14 protein-coding genes are annotated in these 15,723 nt (G+C 70.8%); 1 reads left to right on the plus strand and 13 read right to left on the minus strand.

Translation table 11 applies throughout. From position 1 onward, the window contains the following. Positions 1-5: 5 nt before the first annotated feature. From FHX50_RS03450 to FHX50_RS03470, 5 genes are all read right to left on the minus strand, one after another. Positions 6-2,738 carry a DEAD/DEAH box helicase gene (locus tag FHX50_RS03450; RefSeq protein WP_183374468.1) on the minus strand — a complete coding sequence of 911 codons (2,733 nt, stop codon included), beginning with the start codon at positions 2,736-2,738 and terminating at the stop codon, positions 6-8. Continuing rightward, on the minus strand, positions 2,738-3,676 hold the full coding sequence (locus FHX50_RS03455) for a diacylglycerol kinase family protein (RefSeq protein ID WP_183374470.1): 939 nt from the start codon (positions 3,674-3,676) through the stop codon (positions 2,738-2,740). The genes FHX50_RS03450 and FHX50_RS03455 overlap by 1 nt, the downstream gene beginning before the upstream one ends. Then, positions 3,673-4,566 (minus strand): twin-arginine translocase subunit TatC, encoded by an 894-nt coding sequence (gene tatC, locus FHX50_RS03460; RefSeq protein ID WP_239375296.1) that lies wholly within the window; start codon positions 4,564-4,566, stop codon positions 3,673-3,675. The genes FHX50_RS03455 and tatC overlap by 4 nt, the downstream gene beginning before the upstream one ends. Before the next feature lie 77 nt (positions 4,567-4,643). Then, the gene (locus tag FHX50_RS03465; protein WP_183374472.1) at positions 4,644-4,952 is read right to left on the minus strand and encodes a Sec-independent protein translocase subunit TatA; all 309 of its coding nucleotides are present in this window, start codon (positions 4,950-4,952) and stop codon (positions 4,644-4,646) included. Positions 4,953-5,036: 84 nt separating this feature from the next. Next, positions 5,037-7,031 carry a WYL domain-containing protein gene (locus FHX50_RS03470; RefSeq protein WP_183374474.1) on the minus strand — a complete coding sequence of 665 codons (1,995 nt, stop codon included), beginning with the start codon at positions 7,029-7,031 and terminating at the stop codon, positions 5,037-5,039. A 27-nt stretch (positions 7,032-7,058) separates the two neighbouring features. Between FHX50_RS03470 and FHX50_RS03475 the strand changes: the two genes are divergently transcribed. Further along, the gene (locus FHX50_RS03475; RefSeq protein WP_183374476.1) at positions 7,059-8,168 is read left to right on the plus strand and encodes a DUF3866 family protein; all 1,110 of its coding nucleotides are present in this window, start codon (positions 7,059-7,061) and stop codon (positions 8,166-8,168) included. Here FHX50_RS03475 and FHX50_RS03480 read toward each other — a convergent pair. The 8 genes from FHX50_RS03480 to FHX50_RS03515 form a co-directional block, all read right to left on the minus strand. Beyond that, positions 8,144-8,581 (minus strand): PH domain-containing protein, encoded by a 438-nt coding sequence (locus tag FHX50_RS03480; RefSeq protein ID WP_183374478.1) that lies wholly within the window; start codon positions 8,579-8,581, stop codon positions 8,144-8,146. The two genes, FHX50_RS03475 and FHX50_RS03480, sit on opposite strands and share 25 nt — an antisense overlap. Then, positions 8,582-9,433, minus strand: a complete 852-nt coding sequence (hisG, locus tag FHX50_RS03485; protein ID WP_183375331.1) for an ATP phosphoribosyltransferase — start codon at positions 9,431-9,433, stop codon at positions 8,582-8,584. 10 nt (positions 9,434-9,443) lie between these two features. Continuing rightward, positions 9,444-9,707: a phosphoribosyl-ATP diphosphatase gene (locus FHX50_RS03490; RefSeq protein ID WP_183374480.1), complete on the minus strand. Its 264-nt coding sequence runs from the start codon at positions 9,705-9,707 to the stop codon at positions 9,444-9,446. After that, positions 9,704-10,372, minus strand: a complete 669-nt coding sequence (gene pnuC, locus FHX50_RS03495) for a nicotinamide riboside transporter PnuC (protein ID WP_183374482.1) — start codon at positions 10,370-10,372, stop codon at positions 9,704-9,706. The genes FHX50_RS03490 and pnuC overlap by 4 nt, the downstream gene beginning before the upstream one ends. A 10-nt stretch (positions 10,373-10,382) precedes the next feature. Continuing rightward, positions 10,383-11,081 (minus strand): ribulose-phosphate 3-epimerase, encoded by a 699-nt coding sequence (gene rpe / locus FHX50_RS03500; RefSeq protein WP_183374484.1) that lies wholly within the window; start codon positions 11,079-11,081, stop codon positions 10,383-10,385. Positions 11,082-11,085: 4 nt separating this feature from the next. Continuing rightward, a complete protein-coding gene (locus tag FHX50_RS03505; RefSeq protein WP_183374486.1) occupies positions 11,086-12,666 on the minus strand; it encodes an RsmB/NOP family class I SAM-dependent RNA methyltransferase in 1,581 nt (526 codons plus the stop codon). Beyond that, entirely contained in the window at positions 12,663-13,619 is a 957-nt protein-coding gene (gene fmt / locus FHX50_RS03510) for a methionyl-tRNA formyltransferase (protein WP_183374488.1), read from the minus strand. The genes FHX50_RS03505 and fmt overlap by 4 nt, the downstream gene beginning before the upstream one ends. A 71-nt stretch (positions 13,620-13,690) precedes the next feature. Then, positions 13,691-15,628, minus strand: coding sequence for a primosomal protein N' family DNA-binding protein (locus FHX50_RS03515; RefSeq protein ID WP_246370646.1), 1,938 nt, complete (start codon positions 15,626-15,628; stop codon positions 13,691-13,693). Positions 15,629-15,723: the final 95 nt, after the last annotated feature.

Consider the following 15,723-nt stretch of genomic DNA (forward strand, 5'->3'; position numbering starts at 1 on the left):
TCTCCTCACATATCCTGGGCGACGATGCCGCGCTGCAGCAGCGAGCGCGCCTGGCGGGCGGTGACGGCAACGGTCAGGGCGTCATCGGAGCCTCCGATGTGCTCCATGTGCTCCAGCAGGTCGATCACCTGCCGCACGTGGCGCACGAAGTCGCCCGGCGCGGCGCCCATCTCCCCCACCGATGACGCGAAGCCCTGGCCCAGTGCCCACCGATGCACCGCGCCGGCCATCGTGGCGCACGGCTCCTGGGTGACGTCGAGTCCGCGGGGCCGCTCCTGGGCGTTGATCTGGTCGGTCAGCACGCCGAGGGCGTGCAGAGCACGGCCGAATGCACGGTCGGCGATCTCCTCCGGCGCGGAGTCGTCCCGGCGCGGCTCGTAGCAGAGGGACGAGGCGACAGCGGCCAGCATCGGCGGCTTCAAGCCCGTGAACACCCCCTCGGTGATGCCCTCGCAGATCACGAGGTCGCGGTCGGAGAAGATCCGCTCCAGCAGATGCCCCTTGTCAGTGATCCGTGTGGAGCCGTTATCGGCGCGTTCCACATAGCCGAGGGCATGGAGCACCTCGAGCACCCGATCGAACTCCCGCGCCAGGTAGGAGGTGCGCTGCGTGATCGACCGCAGCGCCTTGTCGCGCTGGCGGGCGGCCTTGCGGTAGCGGGAGATCCACCGCATGTGCGCGTCGATGTCCTCGCAGGAATGGCAGGGGTGCTCCCGCAGGCGGGACCGCAGCTCCAGCAGCACCGTGTCCTCAGCGGCGGTGGACGGTTCGCGCTTCGGCGGGCGCGCTGCCGCACCGTGCCCGGCGAGCTGCTTCTTCAGCGCGGCGCCGGTGTCGCGCCGCACCTTCGCCGCCCGCAGACGGTCCGGGTCAGCGGTGCGCATCGTGCCGATCACCGCGGGCCGGGTGCGGAAGTCATCCGCCCGGTACTCGCGGAACTGACCGTCGGTGGTGACGGCGGTGATGTGGGGGCCGTCCACGCGGCGCTCGTTCCAGATCACCACGCCGTAGCCCTGGCGGCGACCACCGGGCAGCTGCACGATGTCGCCGCGGCGCAGTTTCTTCACCGCCTGGCGCGCACGGGTGCGCTCCCGCTCCGCGCGGTCCCGACCGAGCGCCTTCTCCCGTTCGGAGATCTGCTCCAGCAGGTCCGCGTACTCGACGATGTCGCCCTGCTCGCAGGTGATCGCCTGGCGGTACTGCTCCGCGGTCTCCTCCAGATCACGGGCACGGCGCGCCTGGGAGACGACGCTGCGGTCCGTCTGGAACTGCGCGAACGAACTGTCGAGGGTGTCGCGGGCATCCTCGAGGTTGAACCGGTCCAGCAGGTTCACCGTCATGTTGTACGTGGGGCGGAACGCCGACTTCAGCGGGTAGGTGCGCTTGGACGCCAGACCCGCCACCTCCTGCGCGGACGTGGAGTTCATGACGGCGACCACCGCGTGGCCCTCCGTGTCGATGCCGCGGCGACCCGCGCGGCCCGTCAGCTGCGTGTACTCCCCCGGGGTGATGGGGGCGTGCTCGGTGCCGTTGAACTTCTTCAACTGGTCCAGCACCACTGTGCGGGCCGGCATGTTGATGCCGAGCGCCAGGGTCTCGGTGGCGAACACCAGCTTGATGAGGCCCTCGGCGAACAGGTCCTCCACGATCGTCTTCACCATCGGCAGCTGCCCGGCATGGTGGGAGGCGACACCGGCGAGGGCGGCTCGTTCGATGCGGTGCATGCCGAGGGCGTCGGCGTCAGGCCCGGCGAGGTCGGCGAAGCGGGCGCGGAAGGCGGCCCGGATGCGTCGGCGCTCCTCCGGCGTGGTCAGCTCCACGTTGGCGCGCATCAGCTGCCCCACCGCCTGATCGCAGCCCGCGCGGGAGAAGATGAAGAAGATCGCCGGCAGCAGGTCCGCTTCGGCGAGGGCGTGGACGATGTCCGCTCTGCTCATGCCTCGCGGACGCATCCGCTGCTCGTGGCGGCGCTCGCGGAAGGAGCCGCGGCCCTTCCGATTCCTTCCCCGGTACACGGGGCGCTCGTGTCCGCCGAGGCGCTGCAGCGCGGGGTTGATCTCCCGGTAGCGGGTGTTGACCTCGGGACCGTGGGCGGGTGTCGGATTGCCGTCGAGGTCGAGGAAGACGTCGACCAGGTCGTGGTCGAACAGGACGTGCTGCCACAGCGGCACGGGGCGACGGTCCGACACGATCACTTCGGTGGTGCCGCGCACCTCATCGACCCAGGCCCCGAACTCCTCAATGTTGGACACGGTCGCGGACAGGGCGACCAGCGCCACGGTGCGCGGCAGGTGGATGATCAGCTCCTCCCACACGGGGCCGCGGAACCGGTCGGCGAGGTAGTGGACCTCGTCCATCACGACGAACCCGAGGTCCATCAGCGCTGGGGAGTCGGCGTACATCATGTTGCGGAGGATCTCGGTGGTCATCACGACCACGTCCGCCATGGGGTTGATGGAGGTGTCGCCGGTGATGAGGCCGACCCGGTCGTGCCCGAGCCACTCCACCAGCTCCTGATGCTTCTGGTTCGACAGCGCCTTGATCGGCGCGGTGTAGAACACCTTCACGCCTTGGGAGATGGCGCGGTGCACGGCGTATTCGCCGACGATGGTCTTGCCGGCACCCGTCGGCGCCGCCACCAGGACGGAGGAGCCGCGGTCGATGGCGTCCATGCCGTCGATCTGGAACGGGTCGAGGTCGAAGCTGAAGCGGTCGAGGAATTCGCGGCGGGTGCTCATCAGGTCTCCTGCTCCACGAGGATCCGCACCGCGCCCTTCTTCAGCCGTGCGGTCATCGGCAGGAAGCAGCGGGGTTCGCCGTCGGAGAAGGCGCGCAGCACCGTCCCGCTGGCGGCAGCGGTGTCCTGCAGCCCGATGCGGAGTGACTCGGTGACGGGGATGGTGCGGAACTCAGGACGGTCGATGTGGGTTCCGCGGTACACGCGGGGCAGCAGCCGCAGCAGGCGCGCACGGCTGAGAGGCGAGACCACGGCGAGTTCGAGGCGGCCGTCGAACGGGTCGGACTGAGGGGAGAGACGCAGGCCGCCGCCCATGGCGCCGGAGTTGCACAGTGCGATCAGCGGGGAGGTGATCTCCTGCCGCTCCCCGCCGTCCACTTCGATCCAGTAGTCGACGGTGCCGTAGGTGAGCGCTTCGCGCAGCACCGCCGACGGGTACCGCAGAGCCCGGGGCGCTGCGGAGACGGCAGCGCGGGCGTTGACGCGGGCATCGAAGCCGAGGTTGACGTTGCCGACGGCGAGGGAGACCTGGTCGCACTCATCGCAGGTCACCGCGACCGCGTCGATCGGAGTGACGGGGCGGGAGAGGGCGTGCAGGAGGATGCGGACCGCTTCGTCCGCATCGCCGATGGGAAGGCCGAGCGCGCGGGCGAGGTCGTTGCCGGATCCGGCGGGCACGATGCCGAGGCGGACGGGGGTGTCCGCGACGATGGAGGCGCCGAGGGCGACGGTGCCGTCACCGCCGACGACGACGAGGGCGGCGAGGTCGTGGGCGACGTCCTGCACGCGCAAGCGGGCGACCTCGGCGCTGGGGCCGGAGAGGTCCACGACGGACAGGCCCGCCATCGTCAGCAGGTGGTGGACTCGGCGGCCGATGCGGCCGGCGGAGCCGGAAGCGGCGGTGGGGTTCGTCAGCAGGCCGACGCGCAACCGGCTCACCGGTCCGACTCCCGGTAGGAGTCCTCCACGGACTCCGGGAGATCGATGGGAGCGGGGGCGTCCACAATGGTGGACGCGGTGCCGGCGTCCAGGTCCGCCTCCAGCGCGGCTTCGCGCTTGGCGCGGCGGCGGTCGTTGACGGCGGAGATGCCGACAGCGGCGAAGAACAGGATGATCAGCGGCACGGACATCGCGATCAGGGTGATCGGGTCCGGGGTCGGCACCAGGACGGCCACGAACACGAACGATAGGAAGATCGCCCAGCGCCAGCCCTTGATCATCGTGCGGGCCGGTAGGACCCCGACCATGTTGAGGGCCACCAGAAGCACCGGATAGATGAACGCCAGCCCGAACGCGAGGACCACCTTGATGACGAGGTCCAGGTACATCCCGAACTCCACCAGCTGTGAGACCTCCGAATTGGGGCGGAAGCCCAGCAGCACGGGAACCAGCTTGGTGGTGGCGAAGTATCCGGCGGCGCAGCCGATCAGGAACAGCGGCGCGGAGGCGCCGACGAAGCCGATGGCGTACTTCTTCTCGTTCGTGTGCAGACCCGGCGTGATGAACCGCCAGATCTGGTACAGGACGATGGGGCTCGCCAGGCCCAGGCCGATGTAGACGGCCAGACGGATGTGCACCTCAAGAGTGGTGCCGATGCCGCCGAAGTTGAGGTTGACGTTGTACCCGTCCTTCGCGAGCTGCGCGAACGGGTGGTAGATGGCATCGAAGACCGGGTAGTAGATCCACCAGCCGGCGATGGCGCACACGAGGACCGCCGCGGCGCTGATGAGCAGTCGGTTGCGCAGCTCAAGGAGGTGCTCACCGAGCGTCATCCGCCCTTCGGGGTTCTTCGGTGTTCTCTGCTTCTTCGGCTTCGCGTTCTTCGCCACGCCTCAGGCCATCCTTCATCTCCTCTCGGGCCCGACCATGAGGCCGGGCCCGAGAAGCATGTCAACAGTTGTGGGGTTCAGCGACGGAGGTCGTCGTCCTCCCGACGCGTCTGAACCCGCTCGGTCTCCACGGTGCGCTCGGAGCGGGGATCGTACTCGCGGGTGCGCTCACGCTCCACGACCTGGTCGCCGTCGCGGACGGCGTCGTCCTTGGCGGCGTTGGGGCCGCGGCGCTCATCGTCGTTGCGCAGCTCCTCGACCTCACTCTTGAAGATGCGCATGGACTGACCCAGGTTGCGCGCGAGGCTCGGCAGCTTGCCGGCACCGAACAGCAGGATGGCCAGGACGATCAGACCGCCGATGATCCACGGACTCTTGGGACCCATGATTGATTCTCCACTTGTTGTCGAGCAGGTGTTGCAGTGCCCCTATGCTCGCACACGCGAGGAGAAGGGACTGCGGCTGTCAGCTTACAGCGTCGCGGCACCGATCACGCTCTCGGAAACCCGGCGGATGCGCTCCCTCAGCTCCGGCGGGTGCAGCGCTTCGGCTGCCCCGGCCGCTTCCAGCACCGCGGTGACGATCGCCTGCTGCGAGGACGAGGTGATCCGCGCGATCACCTCCTGCTCGCCCGGCGCCTGCCGCTGATCACGGACGGTGAACGCCTCGAGGATCCACTGCGCTGCGGGATCCAGGCGCAGCCAGATCGGTGCGGCCTTCTCCCACGGGCGCAGCCCCGCCTCGATAGCGGCATCGGTGCCGTCGTCTTCGCGGGCGCCGCTGCCGATCGCGGTGGGTTCGGGTGAGGCGTCGGCGTCGGCCCACGCCTCCACGATTCGGTCGGTGCGGAAGCGCCGTTCGGCCCCCGCGGACTCACAGAAGGCGGTGACGTAGGCGGCGCCGTTCGCGACTGTCACCCCGCGCGGACGGATGCGCCGCACCGATGTGCCGCGCGCGTCCGGCGGCGAGTATCGGATCACCACGGGGCGCTGCCGTGACTGGGCGTCGGTCAGCATCTCAGCGATGCGCCGACGGTCATCGCTGGGTGCCGTCGGCCCCGCCCCCGCCTCTGCGGCAGGCACCGACCCCTCCCCCGCCACCGAGGCGAGGACCTTCCGCGTGGAGGCCACGGCCGACGGGGCCAGGCCGAGCGCGTCTGCGTCCACGAGGTCGAGGCCGAGAAGAAGAGCTGACGCATCCAGCGGCGTCAGCGTCAGCGGACGCTGCAGGGCGTCGGCCCGCTCCACATGGACGCCGTCCTCACTGCTGGTGACGATGAGGTCGCTGTACCCGGCGGAGTAGTCGCCCACGAACATCAGAGCGGTGAGATCCTCCTGCAGCTGCGCCTCAGTGATCCCGAAGTGCGCCGCCATGTCCTCAACAGCGGCACCGGGATTGCGCTGGGCGTACTGCGCCTCGGCGGCGAGCCGCGCCGCCTCGGTGGCGCCGGTGGCGAGGCTGCGCTGCTTGGGCAGTGTCCGTTTCGGCAGCGTCCTGATCTGAGAGGGAGTGAGGTCGGCCTCGCCCTCGTGCAGCGTGTGCACGAGGGCCACCATGGCGCGGATGTCCTCGACCGCCGCAGGCCCGCCCGCCGGCAGGTGCACCCAGGGTGCGGCGGCGAGGACGGCGCGGCGCAGCTCCGTAGGGCGGATCATCCCGGTGATGGTGGGCTCGTGAGCGGACGCGTGGAAGCGGTCGCGCAGGGTGAGCGCCTTGAACGGCTCCACTTCGAGGAGGACCGTGACCGGTGCGTCGTCACCGCGGGTGCCTGCGAGCACCTCCTCCAGAGTGATCGCCGCGGGGCGCGGCTCATCCGCGGCCCGCCCGAGCTTCGGTGTGCTGGTGATGCGGGACAGGCGGAACAGGCGCGGTGCTCGGCGGACGAGGTCGAACCCGTACACGTAGGTGGCCGGGCCTGCGGCGCCGACCAGCCACGGTTCGATGATGCGGCGCTGCGGGGACGCGGACCCGGGAGTCCGGTAGGCGAACTCAGCGGTGCGGCGCTCCAGCACTGCCTCCAGCAGGGCGGTGGCGGCGGGGGCGGAGCGCAGATCGGTGCGGCCGAGGAGGGATGTGGCGGGCTCAATGCCGTGGGACAGCAGCTTCGCGCGGATCCGTGAACCGATGCCGCCGGTGCTGCTGGAGTCCCAGGCGGAGAGCGCCGCGGCGATGACGGGCTTCTGCGCCGCTGTGAAGGTGACTGCGGTGGTGGCGCTGTCCGTGTCCGCGGCGGGAGCTGAGTACCGGACGGTGGCCGGGTCGAACGGCTCAGAGCCCTGCTGGACGGCGAACCCGGCGGCACGCAGCTGCTGCAGGTCCCGTTCGAACTGGCGCGCCACCGTCCGGGGCGCACCGTCATAGCCGGGAATGAGGTCGAACAGTTCGGCACGGGTGAAGCCGCGGCGGCGGGAGGCGAGAGTCATCATCAGCGACAGGACGCGCTCAACATTGCTCGTGGGCGGCATACCCCCAGCGTAATCTAGGCTGGGTCCATGATCCGATGGGAGACGGGGCGCGTCCTCGAGGAACGGACGCGCTGGCCCGGTGTGCAGCAGCTGATCGTGGACGTCGACGGCGAGCACGTGCGTGCCCTCGTCTACACCGACATGCTGGGCGAGGTCTCCCCCGGGGAGCACCTGGCTCTCAACACGAACGCGCTGCGGCGCGGCCTCGGCACCGGCGGCGACGCCTTCGCTGTGGCCCGGCTCGATGATTCGCCCGGCGTTGGCGGCGCCGCTGACAGTGCACCGCAGCAGGACGATCCGCCGCTGGGCGGGCACATGATGAAGGCCCGCTACACCCCGATGCAGATGATGGTGGATGCGATCGACGACCCCGAGAGCCCCCATGCGACCGTGATCGATGCCGCCGACTCCCTGCACGGGACCCCCGTGGTGGTGGCGGACCTGCACTCGAGCCTGCCCGCGATCATCGCCGGCATCCGGGCCGAGGCCCCTGCCGCGCGCATCGTCGCGATCCACACCGACTGGGCGGCTCTGCCGGCGCAGTTCTCCCGCGCCGCTGCTGAGCTGCGCGCCGCGGGCCACCTCGCCTCCGTCATCTCCACCGGGCAGGCGTTCGGCGGGGACTGGGAGGCGGTCTCGCTGCCGTCAGCGCTCATCGCCGCGGTGCACGTCCTGGAGGCCGACGCTGTCATCGCGGTGCAGGGCCCCGGCAACCTCGGCACGGGCACCCGTTGGGGCTTCTCCGGCATCCACGCCGCCGAAGCGATCAACATGGCCCACGCGCTGCACGGCCGGGCGATCCACGCCCTGCGCGTCAGCGAAGCCGATCAGCGGCCCCGACACCGCGGGCTCTCTCACCATTCCCTCACGGTGCTGGAGCGGTTCACGCACGTTCCCGTCGGCCTGCCGGTGCTCGCGGCCGACGACGCCCTCGCCGCCCCGATCGACCAGGAGGTGCGGGAGGCGCTCGCGCCGCTCGGGCGGGAGGTCATCGCGGTGCGGGCCGACGGGCTCCTCGATCAGCTGCGCTCGAGCCCCGTGCGCCTGTCCACGATGGGACGCGGGTTCGCCGAGGACTTGCGGGCGTTCCTGTACCCGGCGCTCGCGGGTCGCTACGCCGGGTCGCTCTTCTCGTAGAGCAGCGCCTGGAACTCCTTCGCTTCGGCGATGCCGCGGGCACCGTCGGTGCGCTGGAACGCCATCAGGCTGAGGGTGTCGCCGGTGTTGAGGTTCGCGGTCGCCCACGGTGCGCCCTCCATGAACGTGAGATCAACGATCTGCGCCCATTCCAGGCGGGTGGTGCTGAACAGGTTCCGCACCGTCACCCGGTCCGGTTCCGCCTTCACGCACACACTGGCCTGACGCCAGCAGAACCAGGAGATGATGGCACCGAGGATGAGGAAGCCGACCCGGTCCGAGATCGCGAACTGCGGGTACGGCAGGATGATCGCCATCACGGTCATCGCCAGCATCATGACCGAGCCGATCGCAAGCGCGTAGATGCGGGCGATGCGGGGGCGGAAGATGCGGATGGGCGACGGGGTGGGCATTCAGATCCTGCAGGCCTGGATGTCGGTGACGAGGATGGCGCGGGCGCCGGCCTCGTAGAGCTCATCCATCATAGCGTTCAGGCCCCTGCGCGACACCATGGACCTCACGGCGTACCAGTCGCGTCCGTGCAGCGGCGACACGGTCGGGGATTCGAACCCCGGGGTGATCTCCACTGCCCGGTCGAGGTTCTCCGCGGCGATGTCGAAGTCCAGCAGCACGTACTCGCGGGCCACGAGGACACCGCGGATGCGGCGCCGGAGCACTTCGAGGGTGTGGGCGCGGGCAGGATCGAGGTCGAGCCCCGGGCGGGAGAAGAGCACCGCTTCGCTGCGGACGATCGGGTCGCCGAAGGTGGCGAGGCCGGCTGCGCGCAGGGTGGAGCCGGTTTCGACCACGTCGGCGATGACGTCGGCGATGCCGAGCTGGATGGAGCTCTCCACAGCGCCGTCCAGGTGCACCACCTCGGCGCTGATCCCAGCGGCCTGCAGGTGGTCGGTGACGAGTCGGTCGTAGCTGGTGGCGATGCGCGCACCCTCCAGCTGGGGGTCCTGGACGTCGCGGGGAGCGGCGAACCGGAACGTGGACACGGCGAAGCCGAGGCGCATGAGGACATCTGCCGGGGTGCCGGAGTCCATCAGCATGTCCTCACCGGTGATGCCGACATCGACCGTGCCGGTGCCGACGTACACTGCGATGTCGCGGGGGCGAAGGAAGAAGAACTCGACCTCGTTCGCCTCATCGACCAGCACCAGTTCCTTCGAGCTGGAGCGCTGCACGTACCCGGATTCGGCGAAGAGTGCGCTGGCGGGTTCATGCAGGGCGCCCTTGTTCGGCAGGGCGATGCGCAGCAGGCGCTTCGGCTCAGAGCTTCCGGTAGACGTCATCGAGACTGATCCCCTTCTTCACCATCATGACCTGGACGTGGTACAGCAGCTGCGAGATCTCCAGGGCGGCATCGTCATCGGTCTCGTATTCGCAGGCCATCCACACTTCGGCGGCCTCCTCCACGATCTTCTTGCCGATGCCGTGCACACCGGAGTCGAGCTCCCGAACGGTGCCGGAGCCCTCCGGGCGTTCGGCGGCTTTGCGCTGCAGTTCCTCGAACAGGGTCTCGAAATTCTTCACGTGGACAGCGTATCGACCCGGTCCCGGCGGTGGCGGATGCGCCACCATACGAAAAAGCCGACCAGGGTGAACGCCCCGTAGAACACGTACATGAACGCGCTGGCGAAGTAGCCGGCGGACCACAGCAGGGGCACGCCGACCACGTCGACCGCCACCCAGATCAGCCAGAACTCGACCCATCCCTTCGCCATCCCGTAGGTGGCGAGCAGGGAGCCCATGAAGATGTAGGCGTCCGCCCACACGGGCTCGTAGGAGCCGAGCGCACGGAAGACGGGGGTGAGCACGGCGACGCCGGCGGCCCAGGTGAGGACCAGGGCGAGGCGGGTGCGCCAGGAGGCCCAATCGGGGGCGACCGCTTCACCGTGCGCGATCTTGGTGGCGCGCCACTGGCTCCACCCGTAGATCGCGGCGATGAGGAACATCGCCTGCCGGCACGCCTGCCCGAGCAGATTGACGGGGTTCGGGGAGCCGAACACGGCGCCGAGGAACACGGTCAGCAGCAGCATGTTGCCGGCGATGCCGACGGGCCACGCCCACACCCGTCGGCGCATGCCGGCGAACGCGGACAGCAGCCCGAAGGCGTTGCCGATGACTTCGCGGAACAGGATGAACTGTCCGCCGGGGAAGGTGATCTGGGCGTCGAAGAGCCAGCGCAGAAGATCCATGCGCCGGCCGTCAGCAGCCGGCGCCGCGGTGCGCGGCGGTGTGGTCGCGAGCCAGGGAGCGCAGCGTGGCGATCTCATCGGCGGCGTCGGCCGCGCTGTAGATCGCGGAGCCGGCGACGAACACGTTGGCGCCGGCGTCAGCGGCCTGTTCGATGGTGGACCTCGAGACCCCGCCGTCCACCTGGATCGAGACGTTGAGGTGGCTCTCGCTGATCGCCTGCCGGGCCCGACGGATCTTCGGCAGCATCGAGTCGATGAACGACTGGCCGCCGAAGCCGGGCTCCACCGTCATGATCAGCAGCATGTCGAACTCGCCGATGAAGTCGAGGATCGATTCGACCGGGGTGGCGGGGCGCAGCGCCACGCCGACCGCGGCGTTCTTGCGGCGCAGTTCGCGGGCGAGGCGGATCGGCGCGGATGCCGCCTCCAGGTGGAACGTCACCGACTGGGCGCCCGCTTCGGCGAACTCGGGGGCGGTGCGGTCCGCGTCCTCGATCATCAGGTGGGCGTCCACGGGGATGGGGCTGCGGCGCACGATCTGCTCCACCATGGACGGGCCGAACGTCAGGTTCGGCACGAAGTGGTTGTCCATGACGTCGACATGGGCGGCGTCGGCGGTGGCGATGCGGTCGAGCTCCTGCCCGATCGCCATGAAGTCACTGTTGAGGATGGACGGGTGGATCAGCGAGGTGTCGGTGCTGTACTGCATGGCGTCAGGCCTTCTTCTTGATCAGGGCGAGGAACATGGCATCGGTGCCGTGGATGTGGGGCCACAGCTGCACGAACGGGCCGTCGCCGAGGTGCGCATCGCCTACGTCGGCGCGCAGGCCCGCCTGGACGGCGTCGCGGGCATCGACGACCTCCGCGTCGTCGCGGCGGCGCAGCACGTCCTTGACGATGAGGACCGTTTCGGCGGCGTGCGGTGAGCAGGTGACGTAGGCGATGACTCCGCCGGGGGCGGCGGCGTCCAGGGCGCTGGCCAGCAGGCTGCGCTGCAGGCGGCCCAGCTGGGCGAGGTCACCGGGCTGTCGGCGCCACCGGGATTCGGGGCGGCGCCGCAGAGCGCCGAGGCCGGAGCAGGGGACGTCGGCGAGGATGCGGGAGAACTCGCCGGGGCGGTCCGTGCCGATGGTGGTGCCGTCGGCGGTGATGCAGTCCACCTCGGCGCCCGCGTCCACCAGGGTGGCCACGGACTTCTCCACCAGGCCGGTGCGGTGCTCCTGCACTTCCACGGCGAGGACCTCGGCGCCCTGCTCCACGGAGAGGCCGGCGAGCAGGGCGGTCTTGCCGCCGGGCCCGGCGCACAAGTCGAGCCAGCGGCCGGTGTCGCCCTCCACGAGGGAGTCAGCACCGAGGGCGAGGGCGAGCGCCACCATCTGCGAGCCTTCGTCCTGGACGGCGGCGCGCCCCTCGTTGACGGCGGGAATGCGGCCCGGGTCGCCGCCGGGCCACCCCATGCCGAAGACGGACCAGCGGCCCTTCTCGGCCCCCGCGTCGGCGAGTTCGTCCTCGTCGGTGAGGCCCGGTCGCATCACGAGGTCGATCTGCGGGGCGGTGTTGTGGGCGGTGAGCAGGTCGTCGATCTCGGCGGCGCTGCGGCCGTGGATGCGCAGTGCGTCGGTGAGGGCGCGCACGATCCACTCGGGGTGGGAGTGGACGACGGCGAGGTGCGCCGCTTCGTTCTCCTCCCGGGTGGGTGCGACCTCCTGGATCCACTCCTGCGCGCTCTTCTCACTGATGCGGCGCAGCACGGCGTTGACGAAGCCGGCGGCGCCGGCACCGGTGACATCCCGGGCGAGGCCGACGGTCTCCGACGCGGCGGCGTGCGGCGCCACGTTCATGTCGAGCATCTGGTACGCGCCGAGGCGCAGCACGTTCAGCACCGCGGTCTCGATCTGGTCCAGTGGGCGGTCCACGCACGCGGCGATGACGGTATCGAGGCGGCCCTGGGCGCGCAGCGCGCCGTAGAACAGTTCGGTGGTGAAGGCGGCATCGCGGGCATCTACCCGGTGGCGCCGCAGAATGCTCGGCAGGACCAGGTTCGCGTACGCGTCATCGAGGGCCACGGCCTGCATCGCTTCGAACGCGGCGCGGCGCGACGGCGTGGACTCCCGACGCCGCTCCCCCGGCCGCTGCCGGGAGAAGCCCCGACGGGGCCCGCCACGGCCGCGGCTGCCGCTGCGTTCGCGGCCCTTGGCGTTGCGGTGCCGCTGGGGACCGCCGCGCGTCTCGCGGCGGTCGCCGTGCTGGTCGCGGCGACTGCCGCCGCCGCGGTCCTGACGGTATCGGTTCATGCCTGCTCTCCGCTCGCTTCGGGGGTGGTGGTCAGTCGGGATGCGTCATCGAGGCGGGCGCCCCGCGCCCAGTCGGCGGCGTTCATCGCCTGCTTCCCGGGCGGACCGATCCGCGTCAGGTGGATCGGCCCGGTGCCGGTGCCGACGAACACGGCGCGCTTCGTCGCGCCGATGCCGCCCGGCTCCAAGCGCATCCCGTCGGGGGCGATGTCGGTGCCCACGCCGAGCAGTTTGTGCCGCTGCCCGCCGAGGTAGGCGAACGCGCCCGGTTTCGGGGCGACGGCGCGGATCCGCGCCGACACTGCGGCGGCGTCGGCGGTGAAGTCGATGGCCTGGTCCTCGGCGGTGAGCTTCGCCGCGTGGCTGACGCCGTCGGCCGCCTGGGGCGTGAGCGTGAGGTGACCCGCGGCGATCTCGTCCATGACGCGGACAAGTGCGGCACCGCCGTCGACGGCGATGCGGTCCAGCAGGTCGCCGGCGGTCTCATCGGGCGCGATGGAGCACTCGGCGGTGAGGGCCACATCGCCGGTGTCGAGACCCTCATCGAGGCGGAAGATGCTCAGACCCGTCGTGGTGAGGCCGTCCTGGACGGCGCGCTGCACGGGGGCGGCGCCGCGGTAGGCGGGCAGGAGGGAGAAGTGCAGGTTGAACCAGCCGTGGCGGGGAATCTCCAGCACCTCGCGACGCAGCAGCTGCCCGTAGGCGACGACCACTGCGGCATCGATCTCAAGGGCGCGGAGGTCATCAGCGGCGTCCGCGATCCGCTCCGGCTTCAGCACGGGGATCCCGGCCTCCTTGGCGGCCTGCGCAACCGCCGACGGGCGCAGTCGTCGGCCCCGGCCCGTCGGTGCGTCGGGCTGGGTGAGGACCGCGACCACCTCGTGCGGTGAGTCGATCAGGGCCTGCAGGGAGGGAACGGCGACATCCGGGGTTCCGGCGAAGAGAAGACGCATGGTGCCTCGATTCTATGCGGTGGACGGGGGGCGAGCGGGCAGTGCGGATGTGGGCGCAGCGGTGGCGGGTGTCAGAAGATGTGCGGCGGGTCCACCTGGACCCGCAGCTGACCGGGCAGCTTCTTCGCACTGCGGACCATCAGCGCCGCCCGGACCGCTTCCACGAGCTGCTGGGCGCCGGGCGCGGCGATCCGCAGCACCGCGCGCGTCACGGGCTTCTCCCCGTCCCACACATCGTCCAGGGGGCCGAGGACACCCGCCATCCCCGGCAGCTCCAGCACGTCGAGGAATCCGGCGACAGCGGCCTTGTCACCGCGCGCCTCCACCACCTTCGACAGCGGCGGGAACAGCAGTTCGGCGCGCTGCTCGAGCACGGTGTCGATGAACGCGCGGCCTCGCGGCACCACGAGCGACCGGATCGCGGGGGCATGAGCGGTGCCGACCACGAGGACCTGGCCGCCGTCGGAGAAGGGCCTGGTGGCGGCGATCGCATGGGACCAGCGGCGCACCGCCTCCACATCAGCGTCGAACGCGGCGCGGGCGAGGGTGCCGTCGGCGTCCAGGACTGCGCAGGCGGCGTACCCACCCGCTGGGAGCGGCTCCGCGCCCGGGGTGGCGACCACCACGCAGGGCCCGTCCACGTCCTCGTCCGGCACGATGCCGCCGGCGCCGCCGGAGACGTGGAACTCGACATCGCCGAAGGCGCGCTTGAGGTCATCGGCGGTGCGGGCACTGCCGGAGACCACCGGCCGCACCTGCGTGCGGTCGCATTCGGCGCAGCGGAACGCCCCGTGGGTGAGTCCGCAGACGGGGCACACGAGCGCCAGTCCCCTCCCCCGCACCACAAGGGCGGCGTGGCAGGCGGTACAGGTGGCGCGAGTCCCGCAGAACGTGCACACCAGCGCCGGAACGTACCCGGAGCGCGGCACCTGCACGAGCACCGGGCCGCGGGTCAGCCCCTCCCGGATGAGGCGGTAGGCGCGCTGCGGCAGGCGGGAATACCCGGAGGCTCCTTCCCGCTCCCGCAGGTGCTCATCCATCAGTTCGATCCGCGGGTGCGTGAGGGCGTGCGGCGCAGGCGCCGGCTCGAGCTCCACCAGGACGCCGTCCCGGGCCCACTGGGTGAGCTGCACGGACCGCGACGGGGTCAGGAACAGCACGGGGACCCGCTCGATGTGGGAGCGGGCGAGCACCACTGTTCGGGCGTGGGGGTACGGTGCGCGCGGCTCCTCGAACAGGTCGTCGGCTTCGTCCCACATGAGGATCAGGCCGAGGTTCGCGACGGGAGCGAACGCGGCACTGCGGGTGCCGACGACGACGCGGTGCTCACCGCTGAGGATGCGCAGGAACGTCCGGTAGCGCTTCTCCGGTCCTTCGCTGCTGGTGAGCTGCGCACATGAGATCCCGTCGCCCTGCAGGGCGGCGCTGACGCGAGCCGCGTCGCGGGCGTCGGGGGCGAGGATGAGGGCGCCCTGGTCGTCGTCGAGGGAATGGACGGCTTCGACGGCGGCGTCCAGCCAGCTCTCGGCGGGGTCGAGGGTGATGGCGGCGCGGGGCGATCCGCCCTCACGGGCGTGGGAATAGAACGCGGCGAGTCCGCGGTAGCGGGCGGTGAGGAAGCCGACGGGTTCAGCGGCGTCGTCCGCGTCCGCTGATTCGGCGCGGCGCGCGAGGAATTCTTCGCGGTCGGCATGGGCGCGCTTCTCCGCGCGGGCGTGTCGCGCCGGGACGGCCAGGCGCAGCACATCGGTCAGGCTGCCGGCGGTGCGTTCGGCGACCATCGCGCACACCCGGAAGGTGTCCTCACTGATGACGCGGTCGGTGGAGACGAGCTTCCTGATCGGAGCGAGCGGCCGGTCCGTGTCGGGAGCGGCGACGCGCTCTCGGACGAGTGCTTCGCTGTCGCGGCCGGCGAAGGCGACGCGGACGCGCTGCCCGGGGGCGAGCTCGTCCATGTCGGCGGGGATCGCGTACTCGAAGGCGCGGTCCAGATGCGGCAGGGCCCCCATCACGTGGACGCGGGCGACCGGGTCGGTGTCGACGAGGTCGAAGCCGGCGGTGGTGCGCAGGCGCGCAGGAGCGGCCTCTCCCTCCGGCTGTGGGA

It is taken from the genome of Helcobacillus massiliensis, from assembly GCF_014191425.1.
GTDB classification, from domain to species: Bacteria; Actinomycetota; Actinomycetes; order Actinomycetales; family Dermabacteraceae; genus Helcobacillus; species Helcobacillus massiliensis.